The sequence below is a fragment of the Emticicia sp. C21 genome (assembly GCF_003418935.1).
In the GTDB taxonomy this organism is placed as follows: domain Bacteria; phylum Bacteroidota; class Bacteroidia; order Cytophagales; family Spirosomataceae; genus Emticicia.
This window is the reverse complement of sequence record NZ_QVMT01000010.1, coordinates 229,508-251,298: the sequence shown is the minus strand read 5'-3', so window position 1 is coordinate 251,298 and position 21,791 is coordinate 229,508. Positions and strand designations below refer to the sequence as shown.

16 protein-coding genes are annotated in these 21,791 nt (G+C 36.4%); 8 read left to right on the top strand and 8 right to left on the bottom strand.

Annotation, left to right across the window (positions count from 1 at the left end):
* Positions 1 to 142: 142 nt before the first annotated feature.
* Positions 143 to 859 (bottom strand): hypothetical protein, encoded by a 717-nt coding sequence (locus tag D0T08_RS20965; RefSeq protein WP_116984634.1) that lies wholly within the window; start codon positions 857 to 859, stop codon positions 143 to 145.
* A 708-nt stretch (positions 860 to 1,567) separates the two neighbouring features.
* Between D0T08_RS20965 and D0T08_RS20960 the strand changes: the two genes are divergently transcribed.
* A complete protein-coding gene (locus D0T08_RS20960; protein ID WP_116984633.1) occupies positions 1,568 to 1,858 on the top strand; it encodes a hypothetical protein in 291 nt (96 codons plus the stop codon).
* A 73-nt stretch (positions 1,859 to 1,931) separates the two neighbouring features.
* Here D0T08_RS20960 and D0T08_RS20955 read toward each other — a convergent pair whose 3' ends face one another.
* Positions 1,932 to 2,546: a YigZ family protein gene (locus tag D0T08_RS20955; RefSeq protein WP_116984632.1), complete on the bottom strand. Its 615-nt coding sequence runs from the start codon at positions 2,544 to 2,546 to the stop codon at positions 1,932 to 1,934.
* Between the two features lie 171 nt (positions 2,547 to 2,717).
* On the opposite strand from D0T08_RS20955, the gene clpB reads away from it, so the two are divergent.
* The gene (clpB, locus tag D0T08_RS20950) at positions 2,718 to 5,336 is read left to right on the top strand and encodes an ATP-dependent chaperone ClpB (protein ID WP_116984631.1); all 2,619 of its coding nucleotides are present in this window, start codon (positions 2,718 to 2,720) and stop codon (positions 5,334 to 5,336) included.
* 69 nt (positions 5,337 to 5,405) lie between these two features.
* On the opposite strand, the gene D0T08_RS20945 is transcribed toward clpB, so the two are convergent.
* From D0T08_RS20945 to D0T08_RS20935, 3 genes are all read right to left on the bottom strand, one after another.
* The gene (locus D0T08_RS20945) at positions 5,406 to 6,764 is read right to left on the bottom strand and encodes a T9SS type A sorting domain-containing protein (RefSeq protein WP_158561323.1); all 1,359 of its coding nucleotides are present in this window, start codon (positions 6,762 to 6,764) and stop codon (positions 5,406 to 5,408) included.
* A 152-nt stretch (positions 6,765 to 6,916) separates the two neighbouring features.
* Entirely contained in the window at positions 6,917 to 8,344 is a 1,428-nt protein-coding gene (locus D0T08_RS20940; protein ID WP_147322824.1) for a hypothetical protein, read from the bottom strand.
* 111 nt (positions 8,345 to 8,455) lie between these two features.
* Positions 8,456 to 9,433, bottom strand: coding sequence for a bifunctional helix-turn-helix transcriptional regulator/GNAT family N-acetyltransferase (locus tag D0T08_RS20935; RefSeq protein WP_116984628.1), 978 nt, complete (start codon positions 9,431 to 9,433; stop codon positions 8,456 to 8,458).
* 85 nt (positions 9,434 to 9,518) lie between these two features.
* Here D0T08_RS20935 and D0T08_RS20930 point away from each other — a divergent pair, with 85 nt between their 5' ends.
* Positions 9,519 to 10,031 (top strand): GNAT family N-acetyltransferase, encoded by a 513-nt coding sequence (locus tag D0T08_RS20930; protein WP_116984650.1) that lies wholly within the window; start codon positions 9,519 to 9,521, stop codon positions 10,029 to 10,031.
* A gap of 2 nt (positions 10,032 to 10,033) precedes the next feature.
* Here the strand turns inward: D0T08_RS20930 and D0T08_RS20925 are convergent, their stop codons facing one another.
* Both D0T08_RS20925 and D0T08_RS20920 read right to left on the bottom strand, forming a co-directional pair.
* Positions 10,034 to 10,606 carry a pentapeptide repeat-containing protein gene (locus D0T08_RS20925; RefSeq protein ID WP_116984627.1) on the bottom strand — a complete coding sequence of 191 codons (573 nt, stop codon included), beginning with the start codon at positions 10,604 to 10,606 and terminating at the stop codon, positions 10,034 to 10,036.
* 8 nt (positions 10,607 to 10,614) lie between these two features.
* Positions 10,615 to 11,361 carry an RNA methyltransferase gene (locus tag D0T08_RS20920; RefSeq protein ID WP_116984626.1) on the bottom strand — a complete coding sequence of 249 codons (747 nt, stop codon included), beginning with the start codon at positions 11,359 to 11,361 and terminating at the stop codon, positions 10,615 to 10,617.
* Between the two features lie 13 nt (positions 11,362 to 11,374).
* Between D0T08_RS20920 and D0T08_RS20915 the strand changes: the two genes are divergently transcribed.
* Positions 11,375 to 13,882: a BamA/TamA family outer membrane protein gene (locus tag D0T08_RS20915; protein WP_116984625.1), complete on the top strand. Its 2,508-nt coding sequence runs from the start codon at positions 11,375 to 11,377 to the stop codon at positions 13,880 to 13,882.
* A 5-nt stretch (positions 13,883 to 13,887) separates the two neighbouring features.
* On the opposite strand, the gene D0T08_RS20910 is transcribed toward D0T08_RS20915, so the two are convergent.
* Positions 13,888 to 15,204 (bottom strand): gluconate:H+ symporter, encoded by a 1,317-nt coding sequence (locus D0T08_RS20910; RefSeq protein ID WP_116984624.1) that lies wholly within the window; start codon positions 15,202 to 15,204, stop codon positions 13,888 to 13,890.
* A gap of 229 nt (positions 15,205 to 15,433) precedes the next feature.
* On the opposite strand from D0T08_RS20910, the gene miaB reads away from it, so the two are divergent.
* The 4 genes from miaB to carB all read left to right on the top strand — a co-directional run bounded on the left by miaB (position 15,434) and on the right by carB (position 21,758).
* Complete coding sequence (miaB, locus tag D0T08_RS20905) at positions 15,434 to 16,876, top strand: tRNA (N6-isopentenyl adenosine(37)-C2)-methylthiotransferase MiaB (RefSeq protein ID WP_116984623.1); 1,443 nt, start codon at positions 15,434 to 15,436, stop codon at positions 16,874 to 16,876.
* Positions 16,877 to 16,883: 7 nt separating this feature from the next.
* Positions 16,884 to 18,194, top strand: coding sequence for a sigma-54-dependent Fis family transcriptional regulator (locus tag D0T08_RS20900; RefSeq protein ID WP_116984622.1), 1,311 nt, complete (start codon positions 16,884 to 16,886; stop codon positions 18,192 to 18,194).
* A gap of 85 nt (positions 18,195 to 18,279) precedes the next feature.
* Positions 18,280 to 18,741: an LptE family protein gene (locus D0T08_RS20895; RefSeq protein WP_229239014.1), complete on the top strand. Its 462-nt coding sequence runs from the start codon at positions 18,280 to 18,282 to the stop codon at positions 18,739 to 18,741.
* 173 nt (positions 18,742 to 18,914) lie between these two features.
* A complete protein-coding gene (gene carB, locus D0T08_RS20890) occupies positions 18,915 to 21,758 on the top strand; it encodes a carbamoyl-phosphate synthase large subunit (protein WP_116984621.1) in 2,844 nt (947 codons plus the stop codon).
* The last annotated feature ends 33 nt before the right edge of the window (positions 21,759 to 21,791 follow it).

Sequence of the window (21,791 nt, the reverse complement as noted above, 5' to 3'; positions counted from 1 at the left end):
TGAACTTTTTAATCTTATCTTTGCTTAGGATGCTCATTGTAGGTTTTTATTTTGGTTCGCAAAACAAAATTACTCCTTATTTGAGCATCTTTTTATTTAACCAATAATATTAGACAAGTTCATAGTTAAAACTCTAGGGTGGCTAAAGCATTTCCGGATCATATAATTCTCTCAGTCTCGTTACATTGTTTTCTATATATGCTACTAATTCATCAAACGCTGCCATCTGAGCTTTATAGAAGTCTAAAGGCCATATTTTATAATCTCTCTCAATTAATGGAATAACTTCTTTTAAGTATTCCTGATATTTTTCCTCATTATAAATTTTATAGATAAATAATTCTCTATAATATATTGCTTTCCCCCCAACTCTGTCCCAGAACTCTTGTTTAGGAACTGCTACTAAGAAATCATAGATGTTTCTTAATTTTGAATGTTTAGCAAAAAAGGGTTCTATTTCATTCTCAAAGTAACTTCTGACTAGCTCAAATGATTTTGTAGCATCCTCATCAGTATATATATCCAATACCTTTTGTTCGTTTACTAAATTTACTCCGGCATGAATGGAAAACTGCGCATTTAATATATCTTTAATATATTTCTCTGATTGATTCTCTTTCCTTAAAACCGTTCTGATAATAGGTGTATCTATTTCTGTCAATTGAACTCCCCACCCAAACCCACCCAATGCAATAGTATTATATTTTAAAATACTTAACATTAAATTATTGTTGATTGTAGGACCCTTTTTATCAATTCTAATCGTATTGCCGTCTTGGTAAATCTTGTTATAACCCAAACTTGATAGATAATCAGCATAATTGCTAATAATAAAATTGAGGTAGGTTTTTATGTTCATTTCTAAAAGATTTTATTAGTTGGCAATATCAACTGTGACACATTATTTTCTTCTATCAGTTCTTTAAATTTCTCTCCTTTATAAGTTTTATTTACATCCTCCTATAAATTTTTATTTTACTATCGTCGATATTCCTTTTGAGCTTCTCACTTCAAATTTAATAGCCTCTAAACGAGATCATTCTGAAAAGTTGTAATTAATCAAGATTTTTGATTTAATATCTAAGGTGCATCTTGTGTAATTTTAGAATCATGATGTATCCCTTATAAACTATTTGAACCTGTTTTTTTGAAACAAGTCGTCTGCAATTATTTTTCTTTTGGAATATCTATTGCGAGAATATCTGTATATTCTATAAGTATAAGATTTTTTGTAGGATTTTGTATTTGCCGACACAAGTTATCGATAGTTTGTTATAACTATATAGTATTATCTAAAAAAACATATTCTTTTATACAATTACTAGAGATTGTATAAAAACAAGATTTTGTCAAATTTTTAATTTTTTCAGACACAATGGTGGGTTTTGAAACATAATTTTACGGATTTGTGAAAATAATTATTGTATTATTCTAATATTAAAAGATACATAATTTAGATGCTTGTCAGAATATTATTTTGAATTAATAATAATTTCCAAATTTTAATTTAAAATACTTGACAAATACTTAATAATTATTTTACATTTGTACATCAAACAACAAAATCATGAGAAATAACATAGACAAAGAAACTTACACATGGACAGTTAAAGTATTTGGTCTTCTTGGAGTCCTACTTTTATTAGTAAATATTTATCTTTACTTCTCGACGAATCCAGCGCATGTAATGGCTTTTAAGTTCTCTAGTGCTGTGATGTTTTTGTTGTTAGCCGTAGTGGTATGGCTAAGAATGGAATACCTTAAAGTATTTAAAATAGCTGTTTACAAAGCTCGTAGAGTGCCTATGTGGGCTTCTATTGTTGTATTTGTGGCAGTGGCATTTTCAAGACTCTTCTAACAAACTATAAATTAAATAAGAAAACTAAGCGAGATTGTTTCTTGCTTTTTTTTTGCCTATGCGGAAAGTGACTTTACAAGGTTGATAAGTATTTTGTATTGGCACTTTCAATATTCTCTATTTTTGTCAATACCTGATTCAATATAGATTTTCTTACTTCAATGGCCAATGCACATCTGTTATCATAAGTCTGGTTGTTGATTTTCAATCCAAATTCCTTTACCACTTTCATCACGTCATTCATCGCTTCAAAGTCAAAGCTAATTTCATAAACGTCATTTATAGTCTTTTGTATTAGTTCCGCCTCACCTAAAGCTTCTAATGTAGCCGATTTATAGGCATTAATCAAACCAGGCACACCCAGAAGTGTTCCACCAAAGTAGCGAACTACAACGACCAGAACATTAGTCACATCTTTCGATAATAGCACATTTAAGATTGGTCTGCCTGCAGAACCTGATGGCTCCCCATCATCATTTATCCTGAATTGGCTTCGGTCAAGACCTAATCTGTAAGCATAACAATGGTGATTCGCTTTTGGATGTAAACCGCGAAGTGCATCTAAATATTTCTTAACTTCTTGTTCATTTATAATAGGGTAGGCAAAAGCTAAAAATTTACTTCCTCTGTCTTTAAATAGCGCTTCAGTGGCTTGTTTTATAGTAGTATATGTATCGTCGAAAAGCATATCGGTCTGAAATAAATGCCAAAAGTGCGAAAATTATGAAAATAATCTTGGGAAACTGCCTTTTTGTCTTTCTGTTTTTTACGAAAACGCCCTTTTCCTGTCAATTTTTCCGAAAAAAAACTATCTGCATACTTTTTGTTGATATAGATACAAATACAAAATTGTTGAAAGATGAATTTTAATCAATATACCATAAAAGCCCAGGAGATTATCCAGCAAGCTGTTCAGATTGCCCAGGGGAATATGCAACAGGCAGTTGAAACCGGACACTTGTTAAAAGCATTGTTAGAAGAAGACGCCAATACATCGTCTTTTTTATTGAATAAGCTAAATGTAAACGAAAACTTATTTACGAATCGCCTGGAGGCTATAGTCAATGGCTATCCGAAAGTAAGTGGTGCACAACCTTATTTGGGCAACGACCTATCGGCGGCTTTAGCAAAATCTCAGAGCTATCTGAAAGAATTTAACGATCAGTTTGTGAGTGTCGAACTACTTTATCTGGGTTTGGTGGCAGGAAAAGATGCTGTAGCAAGCCTGATGAAAGAAGTAGGCTTTAAAGAGAAAGAACTAAAATCCACTATACAAGAACTAAGAGGTAAAAACAATCCAGTGAAAGACCAGAACGCAGAAAATACTTATCAAGCCCTTGCACGCTACAGCAAAAATCTGAATGATTTAGCCCGCCAAGGCAAAATTGACCCGGTAATCGGCCGTGACGAGGAGATTCGTCGTGTGTTACAGATATTGTCGCGCCGTACTAAAAATAACCCGATTCTATTAGGCGAGCCGGGTGTAGGTAAAACAGCAATCGTAGAAGGACTGGCACAAAGAATAGTTTCAGGCGACGTACCCGAAAACCTGAAATCAAAAACTATCGTATCATTGGATATGGGCTTATTGATTGCGGGGGCTAAATATAAAGGTGAATTTGAGGAGCGTCTGAAAGCCGTTATCAAAGAGGTAACAGATTCAGAAGGGGAGATGGTGTTGTTTATTGACGAGATTCATACCCTGATTGGCGCTGGTGCCGGAGGTGAGAGTGCTATGGATGCAGCCAACTTATTGAAACCGGCTTTATCGCGGGGGGAATTACATACCATCGGAGCAACAACCCTTGCTGAGTATCAGAAATATATCGAGAAAGACAAGGCTCTGGAACGTCGTTTCCAATCGGTAATGGTTGATGAACCCAATGTGCCGGATGCGATTTCAATCTTGCGTGGTATTAAAGAAAAATACGAATTACACCACGGGGTTCGTATTCAGGATGATGCTGTAATTGCTGCCGTAGAGTTATCTGACAGATACATTTCAGACCGTTTCTTGCCTGATAAAGCCATTGATTTGATGGATGAGGCCGCTTCTAAATTACGTCTGGAAATGGATTCAATGCCGGAAGAACTGGACGAGCTGAATCGGAAGATTATGCAATTGGAGATTGAGCGGGAGGCGATACGTCGGGAAAATAATAAAGACAAAGAAAGCATTCTGAATAAAGAAATCGCTGACCTAAGCGAAAGACGTAATGAATTGAAAGCCAAATGGGAAAACGAAAAAGGCTCAATCAATGAATTGCGCTCGTTGAAAGAACAAATCGAACAATTGAAATTAGAGGCTGACCAGGCCGAACGTGCAGGTGATTATGGCAAAGTTGCTGAGATACGTTACGGAAGACTTTTGGAAGCCAATAATAAATTGAATGAAATTCAAAAACAGGCAGATAATACACATTCAACCTTATTGAATGAAGAGGTATCTGCAGAAAATATTGCTGAAGTAGTAGCTAAATGGACAGGGATTCCTGTGGCTAAGATGCTACAAAGCGAACGTGAAAAATTATTACACCTCGAAAAAGAATTACACAATCGTGTAGCAGGTCAAAACGAAGCCATAACAGTAGTGGCCGATGCCGTGCGTCGTTCACGTGCGGGCTTGCAAGACCCTAAACGTCCGATTGGTAGTTTTTTATTCTTAGGGCCTACAGGTGTAGGTAAAACAGAATTGGCAAAAGCGCTTGCAGAATATCTATTTAATGATGATAATGCACTGGTCAGAATAGATATGAGTGAATATCAGGAGCGCCATGCTGTAAGCCGTTTGGTGGGAGCCCCTCCGGGATACGTTGGATATGATGAAGGGGGACAATTGACAGAGGCTATTCGTCGCAAACCGTATAGTGTTGTTTTGCTTGACGAAATAGAAAAGGCTCACCCAGACGTTTGGAATATTTTATTGCAGGTGCTAGACGAAGGGCGTTTGACAGATAATAAAGGTCGTGTGGCCAATTTCAAGAATACTATTATTATCATGACATCAAACATGGGTAGTAATATTATTCAGGAGAAATTTGCTGAAAACGAGGGTTGGAATTATCATCTGATTCTAGAAGAAACCAAAAATGCAGTATTAGACCAACTAAAAGCCTTTGTAAGACCAGAGTTCCTGAACCGTATTGATGAAATTGTCTTGTTTGAGCCTTTAACCAAGGAAAACTTACATAAAATCATCAGTATTCAGTTCAAACAAATTCAGGCGCGTGTGGCAGAACAAGGCATAACCTTAGAAGCTGCTGATGAGGTATTAGCCAAATTAGGCGAAGAAGGATATGATCCAAGTTTCGGTGCCAGACCTTTGAAACGCGTATTGCAACGTAAGATTCTGAACGAACTCTCAAAAGATATCTTAGCCGGAAAAGTGCAGAAAGATTCAGTCATTATGATGGAACTGGATAATGACGGGGAGATAATCTTTGAGAATGTGGGTAATAACGCACTAGAAATAGATTAATAATAGCTAAATAGAATAGATAAGCTTAATAGCCGCTGAAACTATCAGCGGCTATTTTTTCTTCCAATATTATCTGGCAATAATTAGCTTTTCTTTCTTTATTATTACTCCTTTTTTATCGAATAACTCTACTATGTAAACGCCAGGGTTGAAGTTTTCGCTAATTTCAAAATCAGAAATAAACCTACCTTTCTGAAACGTAGATTGAAACATATTTAATTCTGTTTTCTGCCCATTTATGTTCGTGATATTGATGCGGTCTATATTTTCTCTTGGACTTTTTATACTTAATAGATTTTGAGTTAGTGGATTGGGAAAAAGTACAGTGTTTTTACCTATATCTTCATCCTCTATGAATGGGTAGTCAAGCACACTTATGAGAAATATACTATTTCCGGAAGCATAAATATCAGTTCCTGTCCAACTGTAGGATACCCAACAGTTTTCTGAATAAGGAGTAGTAGCAACAATTTTGCCTTCTCGCAATTGACACGCACCTTGCACAGTGTCTATTTTAAAACTGATGTTTTCAACGGATTCGAATGTTAATACAACCGGACGATTGGGATATATTGCCCCTCCCTCAACATGGATTGAGAAAAATGGGAACCCTTTATAAACTGTAAATTCTGGACTTATATAAGGCTCTCCACCATTTATTGATTGGGCAAATACCTTTACCTTGCCCTCTTTGCCCGTAAAAAATAAAGTTTGGTCTTTAATATAAGCTACATCAGAATTTTCGGGTATAAGTTTTAATATAGCGTTAGAGCTATCTGAAGTAAAAACATCTAGTTTTATGAATGTTTTTAACGCATCTACCACAGCTAAGCTCCAGAAACTAGCTGAATTCTTTTCCTTTTCTTTTTCAAGATTATTTATAGTTGCCCATATAGTTTTTCTGGCACTGAATTTTTTTAGTATATTATTTTCAATAACCAGTAAATCCTGATTTGGAAGGACATCAAGTTCATAAATTTCTTCATAAATACTGGCAAATTTTATCCTGCTATTAGTATCTTTTTCAATAGCGTTTTTGATTGGATTATAGACTAAAAAAGTGCTTCCATTTTTAATAAAAATCCCATATTTGTCTATAAATTTAGTTCCGGGACCATAACTCTCTAATTTTTCCAGATAAGAAAGCTTTATAAGTTTATCATTTTCTGATAAAGCTATATTATTATTTGTGTAGCATCCTTCACCACACCTAAGGCTTCCCCAAATAATGATACTGTCTTTATTAAATATGGGATATAATCCACCATAGATTACGCCTCCTCCTTGAGCATATGGATTATCCTCACCTAAAATATACTTCTTTCGCCAAAGCACCTTACCTTTTGAATCCAATTTGTAAAGACTATCAATCTCGTAATTAAAGAATGTCTGGCCTAAATAAATATTCCCTTGCCTGCTTACCAGCATAGAACCAACTTTAATGTTCTTTTCTATCCGAAAAGTTGTATCAACTTTAAAATCAGAAGTATATCTGATTAAGGAATCTGTTTTTACATAGAAATGCTGTCGTGGCATATCATAATAATAGATGGGCTTACCCTGGAAAACCTCCTTAGTGTCTAAAAAAGTTGATTGATTTTGCTATTAACTTTTAAGTATTTGTTTATAATATTGACACAATTATTACAATAATCAGTCGACCCAATTTTATAGGTAGCAATTAAAACATTCGAATCATTTAATTGATAAAAACTATTAGTCCCAGTTAAAATATGAAGTGAGTCGGGGGTGCGATAAACCTCTTTATCGTTTTGGTTATATTTAATATAAGTGCCGCCCGGCGAATTATAATGCACCCAATAACTACTATCCGGCAATGCATGGACTTTGGTTATAGTGTAGCTTTTCCTGGCATCAGGTATTTTGTAAGGGTAGTCTTTTATACTTAAGTCTCGGGTATTGACAGTTCTTAAGGTATTCGTACTATCAGAAAATATAAAATACTTATTTGTGCTCGCCTGTAAATTATCAGGGATCTGGAGCAAGTGTTGATTTTTAAAATTAAGTATCTTTTCTGAACCGCTTGTTTGGTAGATAATACTTCCCAACCCCGAGTAAGTTAAAAACCATGTATTGTCGAGAGTGCTTATCTGATAATAATCGTTTCCGGAATTTTCTATGCTAAATTTTAAATTCTGCGGCTCTGTTAATCTGAAGTTTGATATAATTCTTCCCTCTAAATCATACTTGGTAGCAATAGCCAAAGTATCTTCGAATTGAGCGTATTTGATAATAAATTCATTTGAAGAGGCAAAACTTATATTTGGAGAGAAGGTATCATAAAACTTACTAACTTTTAAGGCTTTACTATCTTTATTCCACTTTAAATGTTTTTTAAAATCAATTTCTTCATTGATAGGCACTTGATAGAATTTTATCGTTATATGTTCTGAATCATATACCTTTTCAAAGATATTAACATGGGTAGTATTATTATTTAAGTTGAAACTTACAATTTCATGCCCACGGGTTGTAATTTTAGTAAGTTTTCCAGAATTGAATCCAAATACAAATATTTCTTTTTGTAGATTAAGACATAAAAAATGATTAGAGCTAATAGTAGGTATAAACCTGGAGTATTGATAGTACTCCGGTATTTCAACACTTTTTATTTCTCGTTTTCGGGAAGGGAAATTATATTTTAGAATATTGATTATACTAGGCCCTAATCCTGATTGTGGGGGCTGGTATAACCAAAATCCGTTTTCTTCCTGCCAATTTTGAGGAAGATACCAAACCCCCTCAAAATTTTCAACAATGTTTCCATCTTTATCGACTAATAATAGAACAGGGGCATTGTCTATAGTAGTTTGAATAAGAAGCAAATCTTTAAACATACCCACAATTTCTTGTTTTCCAAAAAGAGGCATTTTAAATTTGGCCAGTTTAAATTTGAATGAATTATCTGGAAGATAAAGTTTTTTCTGACCTTCGGAAGGAAACGCAAGGCAGTAGCAAATACTGAGGAAGAGAAATTGATTTTTCATGGTAAAGGGCATTTATACCTAAAAATAACTTATACAAATGCCTTTTGCCTATGAATGATCGATGAATACTTATTTAACGGATAATAACTTATTTTAAGGGAGAATAACTGATTATAAGGAAAGCCGATAGATTTTAAGCATAATTCCCTTGGGCAAAATATAATTATCAGGCACCAGATTATTAGTGATTAACTCAAACCCATTGCGCTCATAAAAACGATGAGCGGCATGCGTAACCAAAGGCGTATCTAATAGAATTTCTTTAAATTCCTGATGTTTCGCTTCCTTTACTAAAATTTCGAATAACTTTTGAGCCAAACCAAAGGGTTTACCTCTATATTCTTTTTTGATAAACATTTTCCTTAGTACAGATTGTTTATCGTTAAGTCGCTCTAACCCAATAGTGCCGACTAACTCATCACTTTTATTAAGAGCCACCCAAAGCCAGTTACCCTTATCGTTATAAAAGGCTTTCAGGTTGTGTAAATCAGGTTGTCTTTGCGCAGTTAATCCTAAATTAAATTCCCCATTCTGAATTGAAAGCACCATATCTTCTACCTGCTGCTGATACTTCTCTTCGAAAAGCTTGATTTCAATAGAATTTTCTTTTATTTCTTCGAAAGTCTCATAGTATTGCTTTTTGAAATCGTTATTATCCATAAAATGCTCAAATTCTTCTAAGGCCAGAAGAATATTCTGTTGAGAACCTTTGATAATCTTTTCATTATTTGCCCGAAAACTCACCCACATTTCTTCTAATTGAGGTAGCGCATCCCAAGCCCTTTCAGTTAGTTTTAAATGTCTTTTTCTGGCATCTCGTCCCGATTTCTCTGAAACTATCCAACCTTCTTTTTCCATTTCTTTCGCTATCTGAATCACACCGGGGTGACTGATATTGAGAATTTCTGCAATCTCCATAATTCCCTTTTCACCCTCTTTGCTTAATAAATAGAATAGAGGAAACCATTTCGATTCAAAGTCTACTCCTGAATTTCTATATATTTCAGAAACAGATTTCATCATTCTGTCACTTAAACGTTTTAAACGGCTACCAAGCGCCAAAGCACCCAGGTCTGATATTAAATCCATAATAGGTAATTAATTACGTAATTAGTTACGCAAATATTTGGAGAATAAATTTATAATGCAAATTTTTGCAGAAAAAAAGAGAATTATGGAAATTATAAATGCTACGATAGATGATTTAGACACCTTAATGGACTTATATGATAGTGCCATTGCGCATCAGAAAGCAGTGAGTAATCTGGTCTGGAAAGGCTTTGATAAAGCGATGGTTTTGAAAGAAATTGAAGAAAGACGCCAATGGAAAATTATAATTGATGATGAGGTAGCTTGTGTATTTATGACAGCTTTTAATGACCCGCATATCTGGGATGAGAAAGATAAAGATTCAGCTATTTATGTGCACCGTATCTCTACCAACCCTGATTTCAGAGGTAGGGGATTTGTAAAATTGATTACAAACTGGTCAATAAATTTTGCTAAAGCTAATCAGATAGATTTCGTCAGACTAGATACCTGGCAGGATAATGCCAAACTACATCAGATATATCTGAATGCTGGATATACTTATACAGGCATAAAGCTAATAGCTCCAACAGATGGATTACCTATGCATTATTGGGGAGTAACATTAGGGTTATTTGAAATCAAGGTTGCGAAATAATTTTAGCTTATCAGGAGGTCGTATTTATCCAGTAGACCAGCAATACCTTGTAAAGAAAATTTAGCTTTTTTAAGCTTATTTCTTTCAGGGTCAATTGAATAATTGTAAGCTGTTCTGAAATCGGCTTTTTCAAGATTCGTATTGTTAAAATTGGTTCTTGTTAAATCAGAATTATCGAAAACAGCACTATTTAAATCAGCATCCGAAAAATCCACCTCATGGATGGTGCAATCCTTAAATCTGGTTTTTTTAAGATTCAGTTTCTGAAAAGTTGAAAGATTGATCAGGCAACTTTCAAAATTTACTTCAAAAAGGAAAGGGTTACATTCGGCGAAATGAACTCCTAACATTTTACATGATTTAAACTCTACATCTTTAAAAGACGTACTTTTAGTCCGCACCATACTTAAATTACAATCCTTAAAGGAACATTCCGCAAAAATATAGCCTGATAAATGCACCTCGGCAAAATTGCAGTTGCTGAAAGTACAGTTTTCATATTCACCTTTAGCAAGGGGATTGACAGTGAAATCAACTTTGTCAAATGAGAGTTCTTCAAAATAAGCTTTATTCATTACAAGTATTATTTTCTTCGCATTAAGTTATCTAATACAATGGCCGTGGCAATGCCTACATTTAATGACTCCGCGTGTCCGAATCTCGGAATCGTTACTTTATCAGTTACAAATTTTTCAACCACTTCTCCAATCCCATTCGATTCATTACCCAAAACAATATACCCGGCATCGGGAAAATTAAACTGGTGTAAGTTTGTATTATTTAAAAAAGTACCAATAATAGCTGGTTTATTGATTGATATCTGATCAAAATAAGTTTGCAGATTAGTATAGAAAGTCTGGATTCTGGTAAATGAACCCATTGAAGCCGCGATAACCTTTGGATTATAAAAATCGACTGTCGTATCAGAGCAAATAACTTTATTGATATCATACCAATCAGCTATCCGTAAAATAGTACCTAAATTACCTGGGTCTCGAATATCATCTAAAACTAAAACAAATTCTTTTGCACCGGCCTGCAAAGTAAGATTTAGTTTCATTTTCACTACTGCAACGGCCGCATCATTGCTTTGCAGAGTGCTAGTTTTCTCCAGTTCTGTCTGAGAAATTTCCTCAACTAATATTTTTTTTAGTTTTTTTTCGTTTTCTACTAAGAATTTAGACGTACACAGCAGTAATTCAACCTCGAAATCAGAATCCAGTAATTCCAGTACACTTTTAGCTCCCTCTACTAAAAAAGAGTGGTGTTCCTGGCGATATTTTTTTATTTGTAAGGATTGGACGTATTTTTGTTGCTGTTTAGAAAACATATCAATAGAATTTATGCGTTTTTCTTATTTATTACCCCGACATATCAGGACCCAAAAAGCACAAAGAAATGTCGTGAGTGATAAAATTAAGTACCTGTCTTTACTTTTCTTATTCTTCATTTCGTGTTCGCGCGAAGTTCAATTAGAAAGAGACGAGTACCGTCTACATAGTTTGGCATTCAAAGGTAATAAACAAATTTCAACTGAGGAATTAGAGTACCTGATTCCACCCACACAAAAACCAAATCGTCGTCCTTTTAATTTACCTATTACACCATATGTAGGTTTATATAATTTAGGAAAAGCTTTTTATGACACTAACAAAATTGCTAGAAGACGAGATAAATGGAAAGCTAAACTTGACTCCTTGCCTATTACTAATGAGTTCAATGCTGATATAGAAAAAAAGAGAGTAAGGTATCAACGCAAAGTAAATATATATAAGGATAGAATAGAGACCAAAGAAAACTGGTGGATGAAAAATGTGGGTGAACCACCAGCCAAAATTACAGAGGCAGCCATTAAACATACTTCTGAAACTATTCAGAAATATATCTATAATAAAGGTTATTTTGATAATGTCGTTACTTATCAGATTGATTCAACCAGCAATAAACGCGGTATAAAACTTACGTATTCGGTAGACGAGAAGAACGCGTATTATATTGATACCATAAATTATGATATTAAAGACCCTCGTGTTGATAGTATTATAAGAGTTACAATGCTTTCTGCCATGATAAAAAATGGAGAACGGGTAGATATGAATAATATTACTTTAGAAAAGGGTAGGATAGAGCTTTTATTGAAAGACGAGGGCTACTATAACTTCATCGCCAAAAATTACATTTCAACAGAGATTGATACAACCGATTATATCAAACGAAATTACAGGGTTAATTTAAAAATGCTGGTACGCAATCCGATTGCAAGAAATCAACATGAGCAATTTCATTTCGAATCAGTAAACTTTATTTCAGCCGACCCTTCGAATGACCTGAATGTTAAAGGGGATACTACGCAGATTACCTATAATGGAATTAATTATACCTTTATTGGTAAAAGATTTCCTACAAGATTACTGGATAAAAAGATTCTGATTCGTCCTGATCAACTTTTCAGAGTTTCAGTGGTTAATGAAACGAACAGACAACTTTATGGGCTTGATCAGTTTGCTTTTGCCAATATAAAGTTTACTCAATTACCCGATAATCGTCTTCGAACTGATATTATCGCTCCAACTAACCCCAAATACACAGCCTCGTATAATTTCGATGTAAATAATATCAATGGAATTTTAGGTGGAGGAGCAAATGTGTCTTTGAGGGCTAGAAATCTACTTAGCGCTTTAGAAACCACTGAATTAGGCTTAAGAGCAAATTTAGAAGGCCAGCCGGGATTAGATACAACGGTTCAGAGGAGTCGCGAACTAGGAGCAAATCTTGCTTTCAACTTTCCAAAGATTATTTTCTTTAATAAAGTTGCCAATTTATTGAGTCTCAAAAGCCCTCGTACGCAGGTAGCTTTAAGTTATAATAATTCGGCGCAACAGCTCTATCGCAGACAGGTATTCAGATTAACGGGTAATTATTCATGGTTGCGTTCAAAGTATGAAACCATTCAGATTTCACCATTTGATGTTAACTTGATTAATACTCCCTATAAAAGCTTTGCTTTTGACTCAATTCTTACTTACGAAGCTCAACGAGGAAACAATCTAAAGGTATTATTCGACCCTCAGTTCGTGTCCAGTATCAATGCCACCTATATTTTTAACAATCAGGTGCAAGGCAAAAATATCAAAGCTAGGTATTTGAGAATTTTTATAGAATCGGGGGGGACTACACTTAATTTTTTCCGAGATAAAAATAAAATCAAGTTCATTGACCAACTATTCCCGATAGACACTAATCAAAGGGCATATTTCAGATTCCTGAAAGTCAATGTTGATTTCAGAAAATATTTGCCAATCAATTCACGGGATTCATGGGCTTATCGGATAAATGCTGGTGTAGCGCACCCTTATGGAGATAATCAGGCTTTACCTTTCGAGAAAAACTTTTTTATTGGTGGGCCGAATAGCCTTAGAGCCTGGCGACCACGCTCATTAGGGCCAGGTTCAGCGCAAGGGGTAACCGTCGGAAATCGTTTCTTTCAGCAGCCGGGTGATATTTTGTTGGAGGGTAGCATTGAATACCGCAAATATATGTTTCGGTTCATAGGCAACTGGAATGCAGGCCTGTTTATTGATGCCGGAAACGTATGGAAATGGTATCAGATTAACTCTAAATATAACGAAGCCAATTTTGATTGGACACGATTCTACAAAGAATTTGCCGTTGGGACTGGTGCAGGTATCCGTTTAGATTTAGATTATTTTGTTGCACGCTTTGATTGGGGTGTAAAAGTGATCGACCCATCAAGGGATGAAGGCGACCGCTTTGTATTGAATAAAACAAGATTGGGACGCAATAATGACTATTACCCCGTCTTTCATTTTGCTATTGGTTATCCTTTTTAATTATTTTATCCAATAAAAGCATTCAGAGCCATCACACCTCCCAGACCAGAGATGGAAACCAAAGTTTCCATAATAGACCAGGTTTTCAATGTTTCAGTCATGGAAAGCTGAAAATATTCTCTGAAAAGCCAGAAGCCTGAATCATTTACGTGAGAAAACATCATACTTCCTGCACCAATGCTCAGTACCATCAGGTGAGGTTCAGTATGAGTAGAAGCCAATAAAGGTGCAACAAATCCGGCAGTAGTAATCCCTGAGACAGTAGACGAACCCACAGCTACACGAATAATAGCGGCCATTCCCCACGCCAATATCAGTGGATGCAAAGAAGACTCCTGCATCATAGAGGCAATAGACTGATTTACTCCACCATCAGTTAATACCTGTTTTAATGCCCCTGCACCCCCAAAAATCAGGAATAACATCGCCACTTCTTTAATAGAATCTCCTAACAGATTGGTTACTTCTACCATCGATTTATTCTGCTTAATCCCCAGAGCATAAGAAGCAAATAAGACAGAAATAAACATACTTACAATCGGGTCTCCAACGAAGGTCAACAATTGATGCATAAAAGAACCTTTCAGAAAGTAGGGGAGAATGATAGTTGATATACTGATAAGGAGAATAGGCAATAGTACCGAAATAAAACTCATAAATGTGGATGGCATTTCATCATCCTTTAAATCAGGAGCAATAAAAGCCTTATTAGGCAAAGTCAAATATTTCTTTAAGGTACTACCAAATAATGCCCCGGAAACCAATATGGCTGGAATAGCAACGATAATGCCATAGAAAAGTGTTAGCCCCATATCTACATTAAACTGCTTGACAATCGCCAAAGGCGCAGGGTGGGGTGGGAGATAACCTTGTGTAACCGAAAGAGACGCCAACATTGGTATGCCAATATAAACCGCAGGTAATTTATATCGATAGGAGACCGTAATAACCAAAGGTGCCAAAAGCATAAAACCCACCGAATAGAAAAGCGGTAAACCCACTATAAAACCTGTTATCATAAAGGCCCAGCGAACATAGCCTGTACCGATAATATCCATCATTTTGGTCGATATTCTTTGTGCTGCACCGCTTTGTGCTACCAGTTTGCCTAACATAGCGCCAAGTGCAATAATTGATACTATTGAGCCAAGTGTTCCACCAATGCCCTGTTGAACGGCTGTCAATATCTTTTCAGGGGGCATTTGTAAGGCCAGGCCTACTCCTAAAGTAACTACCAGGAAAGAAAGGAATGTGTGGAGTTTAACATAAGAGATGAGCAATATGAGTACAATAAGCCCAATAACGGTAATGAGCAAAGGCATAAGGGCAACAGGTTACAAGGTTGAATGTGCAGCAAATTACAAAGGATTATTGAAAATTGATAGCACCAAAGGAGGTAAGATACTTGTTTAAGAATAATTAATTGATTTTTTTCTGACAATCTGTCAGTATTGTCGTAAATTTGTGTCTTAATTTAGCAAGTCAGTTGATAGAAATAAGAACTTTATTTTTGTCGATGGGGTTGTGTTTGATAAATCAAGTTTAGCAATCATGAGTTTAGTAACAGGCAGATTAGAAATTCTGAAAGAAGAAGACAAGAAAGATTTAGATGTAGCACGTGTGAGTGTGGATGAAGAAGGGGCTAACAAGCGCAAGCTATACATAGAAAGTTATGGATGCCAGATGAATTTCGCAGATAGCGAAATCGTAGCATCAATCTTAAGAGAAAATGGTTTTGCGACTACTTCTAAGATAGAAGAGGCAGAATTGATTTTGCTAAATACCTGTGCTATCCGTGAAAATGCTGAGCAAAAGGTTAGAAATCGTCTGCAGCATCTTGTGCCCATGAAGAAAAAACGCCAGAATGTGAAAATTGGCGTATTGGGCTGTATGGCAGAGCGTTTGAAAACCAAGTTTCTTGAAGAGGAGAAAATTGTAGATATGGTAGTAGGCCCGGATGCTTACCGTGATTTACCAAACCTGATTAACGAGGTTGAGGACGGACAAAAAGCCGTAAACGTATTTTTATCGAGAGAAGAAACCTACGCTGATATTACACCTATCCGTTTAGATTCAAACGGCGTTACTGCTTTCATAAGTATTATGCGTGGTTGTGATAATATGTGTAGTTTCTGCGTAGTGCCCTATACTCGTGGTCGTGAAAGAAGCCGTGACCCATTCTCAATTGTAAAAGAGGCTACTGAACTTTTCGAGCAAGGCTATAGAGAAGTTACACTTTTGGGCCAAAATGTAGACTCATATAAATGGAAAGGCGTTAATGGAGACCTCAATACCACTACTTTCGCTGATTTGTTAGAAATGGTAGCTCTAATCAACCCGGATTTGCGCATACGTTTCTCAACTTCTCATCCTAAAGATATTACTGATGATGTACTTCATGCCATGAAAAAGTATGAAAACATCTGTAAATATATTCACTTACCGGCGCAGAGTGGTAGTAGCCGTATTCTCGATCTGATGAACCGTACTTACGATCGTGAGTGGTATATGGGTAAAATCGATAGAATCCGTGAGATTCTAGGCGAAGAATGTGGTATCTCTCAAGATATGATTACAGGATTCTGCACTGAAACAGAAGAAGACCATCAGGATACGCTTTCGTTGATGGATTATGTGAAATATGACTACGGATATATGTTTGCCTATTCAGAAAGACCCAATACACCTGCCGCCAAGAAACTGACTGACGATATACCTGCCGATATAAAAAACAGACGCTTGACAGAGGTGATTGCCAAACAACAATTACACTCATTGGAGCGTAACCAGATGGCGATAGGTAAAGTCCAAAAAATTCTGGTAGAAGGTTTCTCAAAACGTTCTGCTGAGCATTTATGCGGTAGAAACGATCAGAACAAAATGGTGGTTTTCCCGAAAGAAAATTTCAAAAAAGGTGATTATGTAAACGTACTTGTAACAGAGTGTACCGCAGCAACTTTGATAGGAAAGGCCGTGGAAGAGGTTTTAGCTTAAAATTATAATGACCAACAACGCAGAAATACAATCCGTCAAAAATCGGTTTGGAGTTATCGGTAATGCCCCTGCATTAAATTATGCTTTGAGCATTGCTGTGCAGGTAGCTCCAACCGACCTGACTGTACTGATAACCGGAGAGAGTGGAAGTGGGAAAGAATCTTTTTCAAAAATAATCCATGCATTGAGTACCCGTAAACACGGACCGTTTATCGCCATTAACTGTGGCGCTATTCCGGAAGGAACAATTGATTCAGAGTTATTCGGACACGTAAAAGGGTCTTTTACAGGAGCAATAGACGACCGCAAAGGTTACTTTGAAACCACCAATACAGGTACAATTTTTCTGGATGAAATAGCTGAATTACCCATAGGTACACAGGCCCGCTTGCTTCGTGTATTAGAAAACGGTGAGTTTATTCCGGTAGGTTCTTCAAAGGTAAAGAAAACAGATGTAAGGGTAGTAGCGGCTACAAACGTAAACCTGATAGATGCCGTTGAAAGAGGACGATTCAGAGAAGATTTATATTATCGTTTAAACACCGTCCCAATCTACGTACCACCGTTGCGTGAGCGTGGTTATGATATTGAGCTACTATTCCGTAAGTTCTCCTCTGATTTTGCCGAAAAAAATCATATTCAGCCGATTGAATTAACTGATAGTGCTTCACAGGTATTGATGAGTTTCCGTTTTCCGGGGAATATCCGTCAATTAAAAAATATTGCAGAACAAATTACCATCTTAGAGACAGAAAGACTGGTTTCAGCAGAAGTTTTGTCCAAATATTTGCCTCGCGAACAGGCAAGCGGTTTACCAGCATTGTTAAAAGGCATGAATGGTGGCAATGATGGAGGGATTTCTGAGAGAGATTTATTGTATAAAGTGCTGTTTGATATGCGCAAAGATATGACTGATTTGAAAAAACTGGTTTTATCATTGATGCAAGGTGGGCAGATAAATCCTGAAACGGTGAAGCAACACAGCGATTTGTTCAATGGTATTCATCAGGAAGAAAGCGTTGCATTGGTACCTCAGAATTTGTATGGCCCTGTAGTAAGTCCGTATCAGCCATATCAACCGGTTGATGATGGCGGATTTATCAAGATTGATGAGATTCAGGATGATAGAAATAATATAGAAGATATTTCTCACGAAACACAGGAAGATTCGTTTTCATTAGAGAAACAGGAGAAAGAAATGATTATCAGGGCTTTGAAGAAAAACGGCTTTAAACGTAAATATGCAGCTTCGGATCTGGGTATTTCCGAAAGAACATTATATAGAAAAATCAAGCAATATGATATTGAAGATGAATAATAGAAGTATAAAAACAAAAGACAATAAAGTAGCTCAAATAATAAGAAGGTGTTTATTGCTGTCTCTCTTTTTATGTTCAGTATTCATGCTTGATTCTTGCAAAATCTATTCTTTTACAGGAACTACTCTCTCGCCCGATTTAAAAACCATCACTATTCAGAACTTTGTGATGAATACGGCCGGTGGACCTGCCAACCTTACTTTGACTTTCACTGAAAAATTAAAGGAGTATTATCAACGCAATACCAGCCTGAAGCTAAAACCTAGTGATGGTGACCTGTTTTTAGAAGGCTCTATTACCGGCTATGAATTGACTCCGGTTGCTGCAACTGCCAGTGATAAGGCTGCTCTTAACAGACTGACGATTAGAATAGAAGTACGATTTGTAAATAGCAAAAGCGAAGACGATAGTTTTGAAAAAGAATATTCTTTCTATCAGGACTTTCCGCAAGAGCAAACTTTAGCCCAGGTAGAAGGTTCCTTAGTCCCTAAAATCCTTGATCAGTTGGTGCTGAATATCTTTAATGATACTGCTGCGCAATGGTAAAATCTGTTGGTCAATCTTAAAGAAAAGCCTGGCAAATATTATTTCAATTATGTGATATTTTTATCTTTTTCTTGCACTTTTCTAAGGTATTTTTAATCTTTCAATGGTAAAATAAAAAATCTGTACTAACTTTGTTCTTCGATTAACGAATCGAAACCCCTTCGCAAAAAAAAATGCCAAAAAATCCCAATATTAAGTCAGTTCTTATCATAGGCTCAGGCCCCATTGTCATAGGTCAGGCGTGTGAATTTGATTACTCCGGCTCTCAGGCAGCAAGATCAATTAAGGAAGAAGGTATTGAAGTGAGTTTGATTAACTCAAATCCGGCAACTATCATGACGGATCCTATCAATGCTGACTACGTTTATCTGAAACCTCTGGAGAAGAAATCCATCATTGAAATTCTGGAAAAACACAAAGCAATGGGTAAACCTATTGATGCTGTTTTACCAACTATGGGTGGACAAACCGCACTAAACCTTGCTATTGATTGTGACAAAGGTGGTGTGTGGAAAAAATACGGTGTACAAATCATAGGTGTTGACATCAAGGCCATTGAGACCACTGAAGACCGTGAGAAGTTCAGATTAAAAATGCTTGAATTAGGCGTAGGTGTTTGTAAAGGCCGTACTGCCCGTTCATTTCTGGAAGGAAAAGAAATAGCACAGGAAATTGGATTCCCATTGGTTATTCGTCCATCGTTTACTTTAGGTGGCACCGGTGGTGGATTTGTGCATAGTCCTGAAGAATTTGATAAAGCATTGAATCATGGTTTACATGCTTCACCTGTACACGAAGTGTTGGTTGAGCAATCAATCATGGGTTGGAAAGAATATGAGTTAGAATTACTTCGTGATAATAAAGGTAACATCGTTATCATCTGTACCATTGAGAACTTCGATCCGATGGGAATCCATACAGGAGACTCAATTACAGTTGCTCCTGCGATGACTTTGCCAGATACCATTTATCAGAAAATGCGTGATATGGCAATTAAGATGATGAACGGAATTGGGCAATTTGCAGGTGGCTGTAATGTACAGTTCTCATTGCATCCTGATACCGATGAAATCATTGCTATCGAAATTAATCCACGTGTGAGCCGTTCTTCGGCGCTGGCTTCAAAAGCTACCGGTTATCCGATTGCAAAAATTGCCGCTAAAATGGCTATTGGTTATAACCTTGACGAGTTAATTAACCCGATTACAGGTAGTACCTCAGCATTTTTCGAACCGGCAATCGATTACGTAATCGTAAAAGTACCTCGTTGGAATTTCGATAAATTCCCTGGTTCTGATCGTTCTTTGGGCTTGCAGATGAAGTCGGTAGGTGAGACGATGGGTATTGGGCGTAATTTCCAGGAGGCTTTACAAAAAGCCTGTCAATCACTTGAAATTCGTCGTAATGGTTTAGGAGCAGATGGCAAAGAATTAAGAGACCAGGAAGCATTAAAGAAATCCTTAGCTAATCCATCATGGAATCGTTTATTTCATATCTATGATGCGTTTAAAGCCGGGCTTTCATTCAAAACGATACAGAACCTTACCAAGATAGATAAATGGTTCTTACGTCAGATTGAAGAGTTGATATTGTTGGAGAAAGAAATTGAACAATTCTCAATCGATGATCTACCAAAAGATTTATTACTGACAGCAAAACAAAAAGGCTATGTCGATCGTCAGATTGCACATTTGTTAAATTGTAAAGAAAGTCAGGTATTCAATAAAAGAAATGCGTTAGGTATTAAGCGTGTATACAAATGCGTTGATACCTGCTCTGCAGAGTTTGAAGCAAAAACACCTTATTACTACTCAACTTTCAACTCAAATCAGGAGAACCCTGATAATGAGTCAGTAAGTTCGAATAAAAAGAAAGTATTGGTGTTGGGTTCTGGCCCGAATCGTATCGGACAAGGTATCGAGTTCGATTACTCTTGTGTGCATGGAGTATTAGCAGCTAAAGAATGTGGTTATGAAACCATCATGCTCAACTGTAATCCTGAGACGGTATCAACTGACCCGGATATTGCTGATAAACTATATTTCGAGCCAGTATTCTGGGAACACGTATATGATTTGATTCAACACGAAAAACCAGAGGGTGTAATTGTACAGTTAGGAGGACAAACGGCCCTGAAAATGGCAGAAAAACTTACCAAATATGGTATCAAAATCATAGGTACTTCTTATGATGCGCTTGATTTAGCAGAAGACAGAGGTAGATTCTCTGAGCGTCTGAGAGAGATGAACATCCCTTATCCTTTGTTTGATACAGTTCGCTCATCAGACCGTGCAGTAGAGGTATCCCGTGAGCTAGGCTTCCCGCTATTGGTTCGCCCAAGTTATGTACTGGGTGGACAAAGTATGAAGATTGTTATCAACGAGCAGGAATTAGAGCAGCATGTAGTAAAAATTCTGAACGATATTCCGGATAATAATATCCTGATTGATCACTTCCTGGAAAATGCCATTGAAGCCGAAGCAGATGCCATCTGCGATGGTGAAGATGTATATATCATCGGTATCATGGAGCATATTGAACCTGCGGGTATCCACTCTGGAGATTCATACGCGCTATTGCCAACATTTGATCTGAGCGAAAACGTAATTAAGCAGATAGAGGAATATACCAGAAAAATTGCGGTTGGCTTAAATACAGTGGGCTTAATCAACATACAGTTTGCTATCAAAGATGAGAAAGTATATGTGATCGAAGCCAATCCAAGAGCTTCCCGTACAGTACCATTCATCTGCAAAGCATATCGTGAGCCATATGTAAATTATGCAACCAAAGTAATGTTGGGAGAGAAAAAAGTGAAAGACTTTACTTTCAATCCTCATAAAGAAGGTTATGCCATTAAAATCCCGGTTTTCTCATTCAGCAAATTCCCGAATGTAAATAAAGAACTGGGTCCTGAAATGAAATCAACAGGAGAAGGCATCTATTTCATTGATGATTTAACAGATGATTTCTTCCTGCAGGTATATTCTGAAAGAAATCTATATCTGAGTAGATAATATTAAATACTGTTAAATACAAAGCCATTCTGA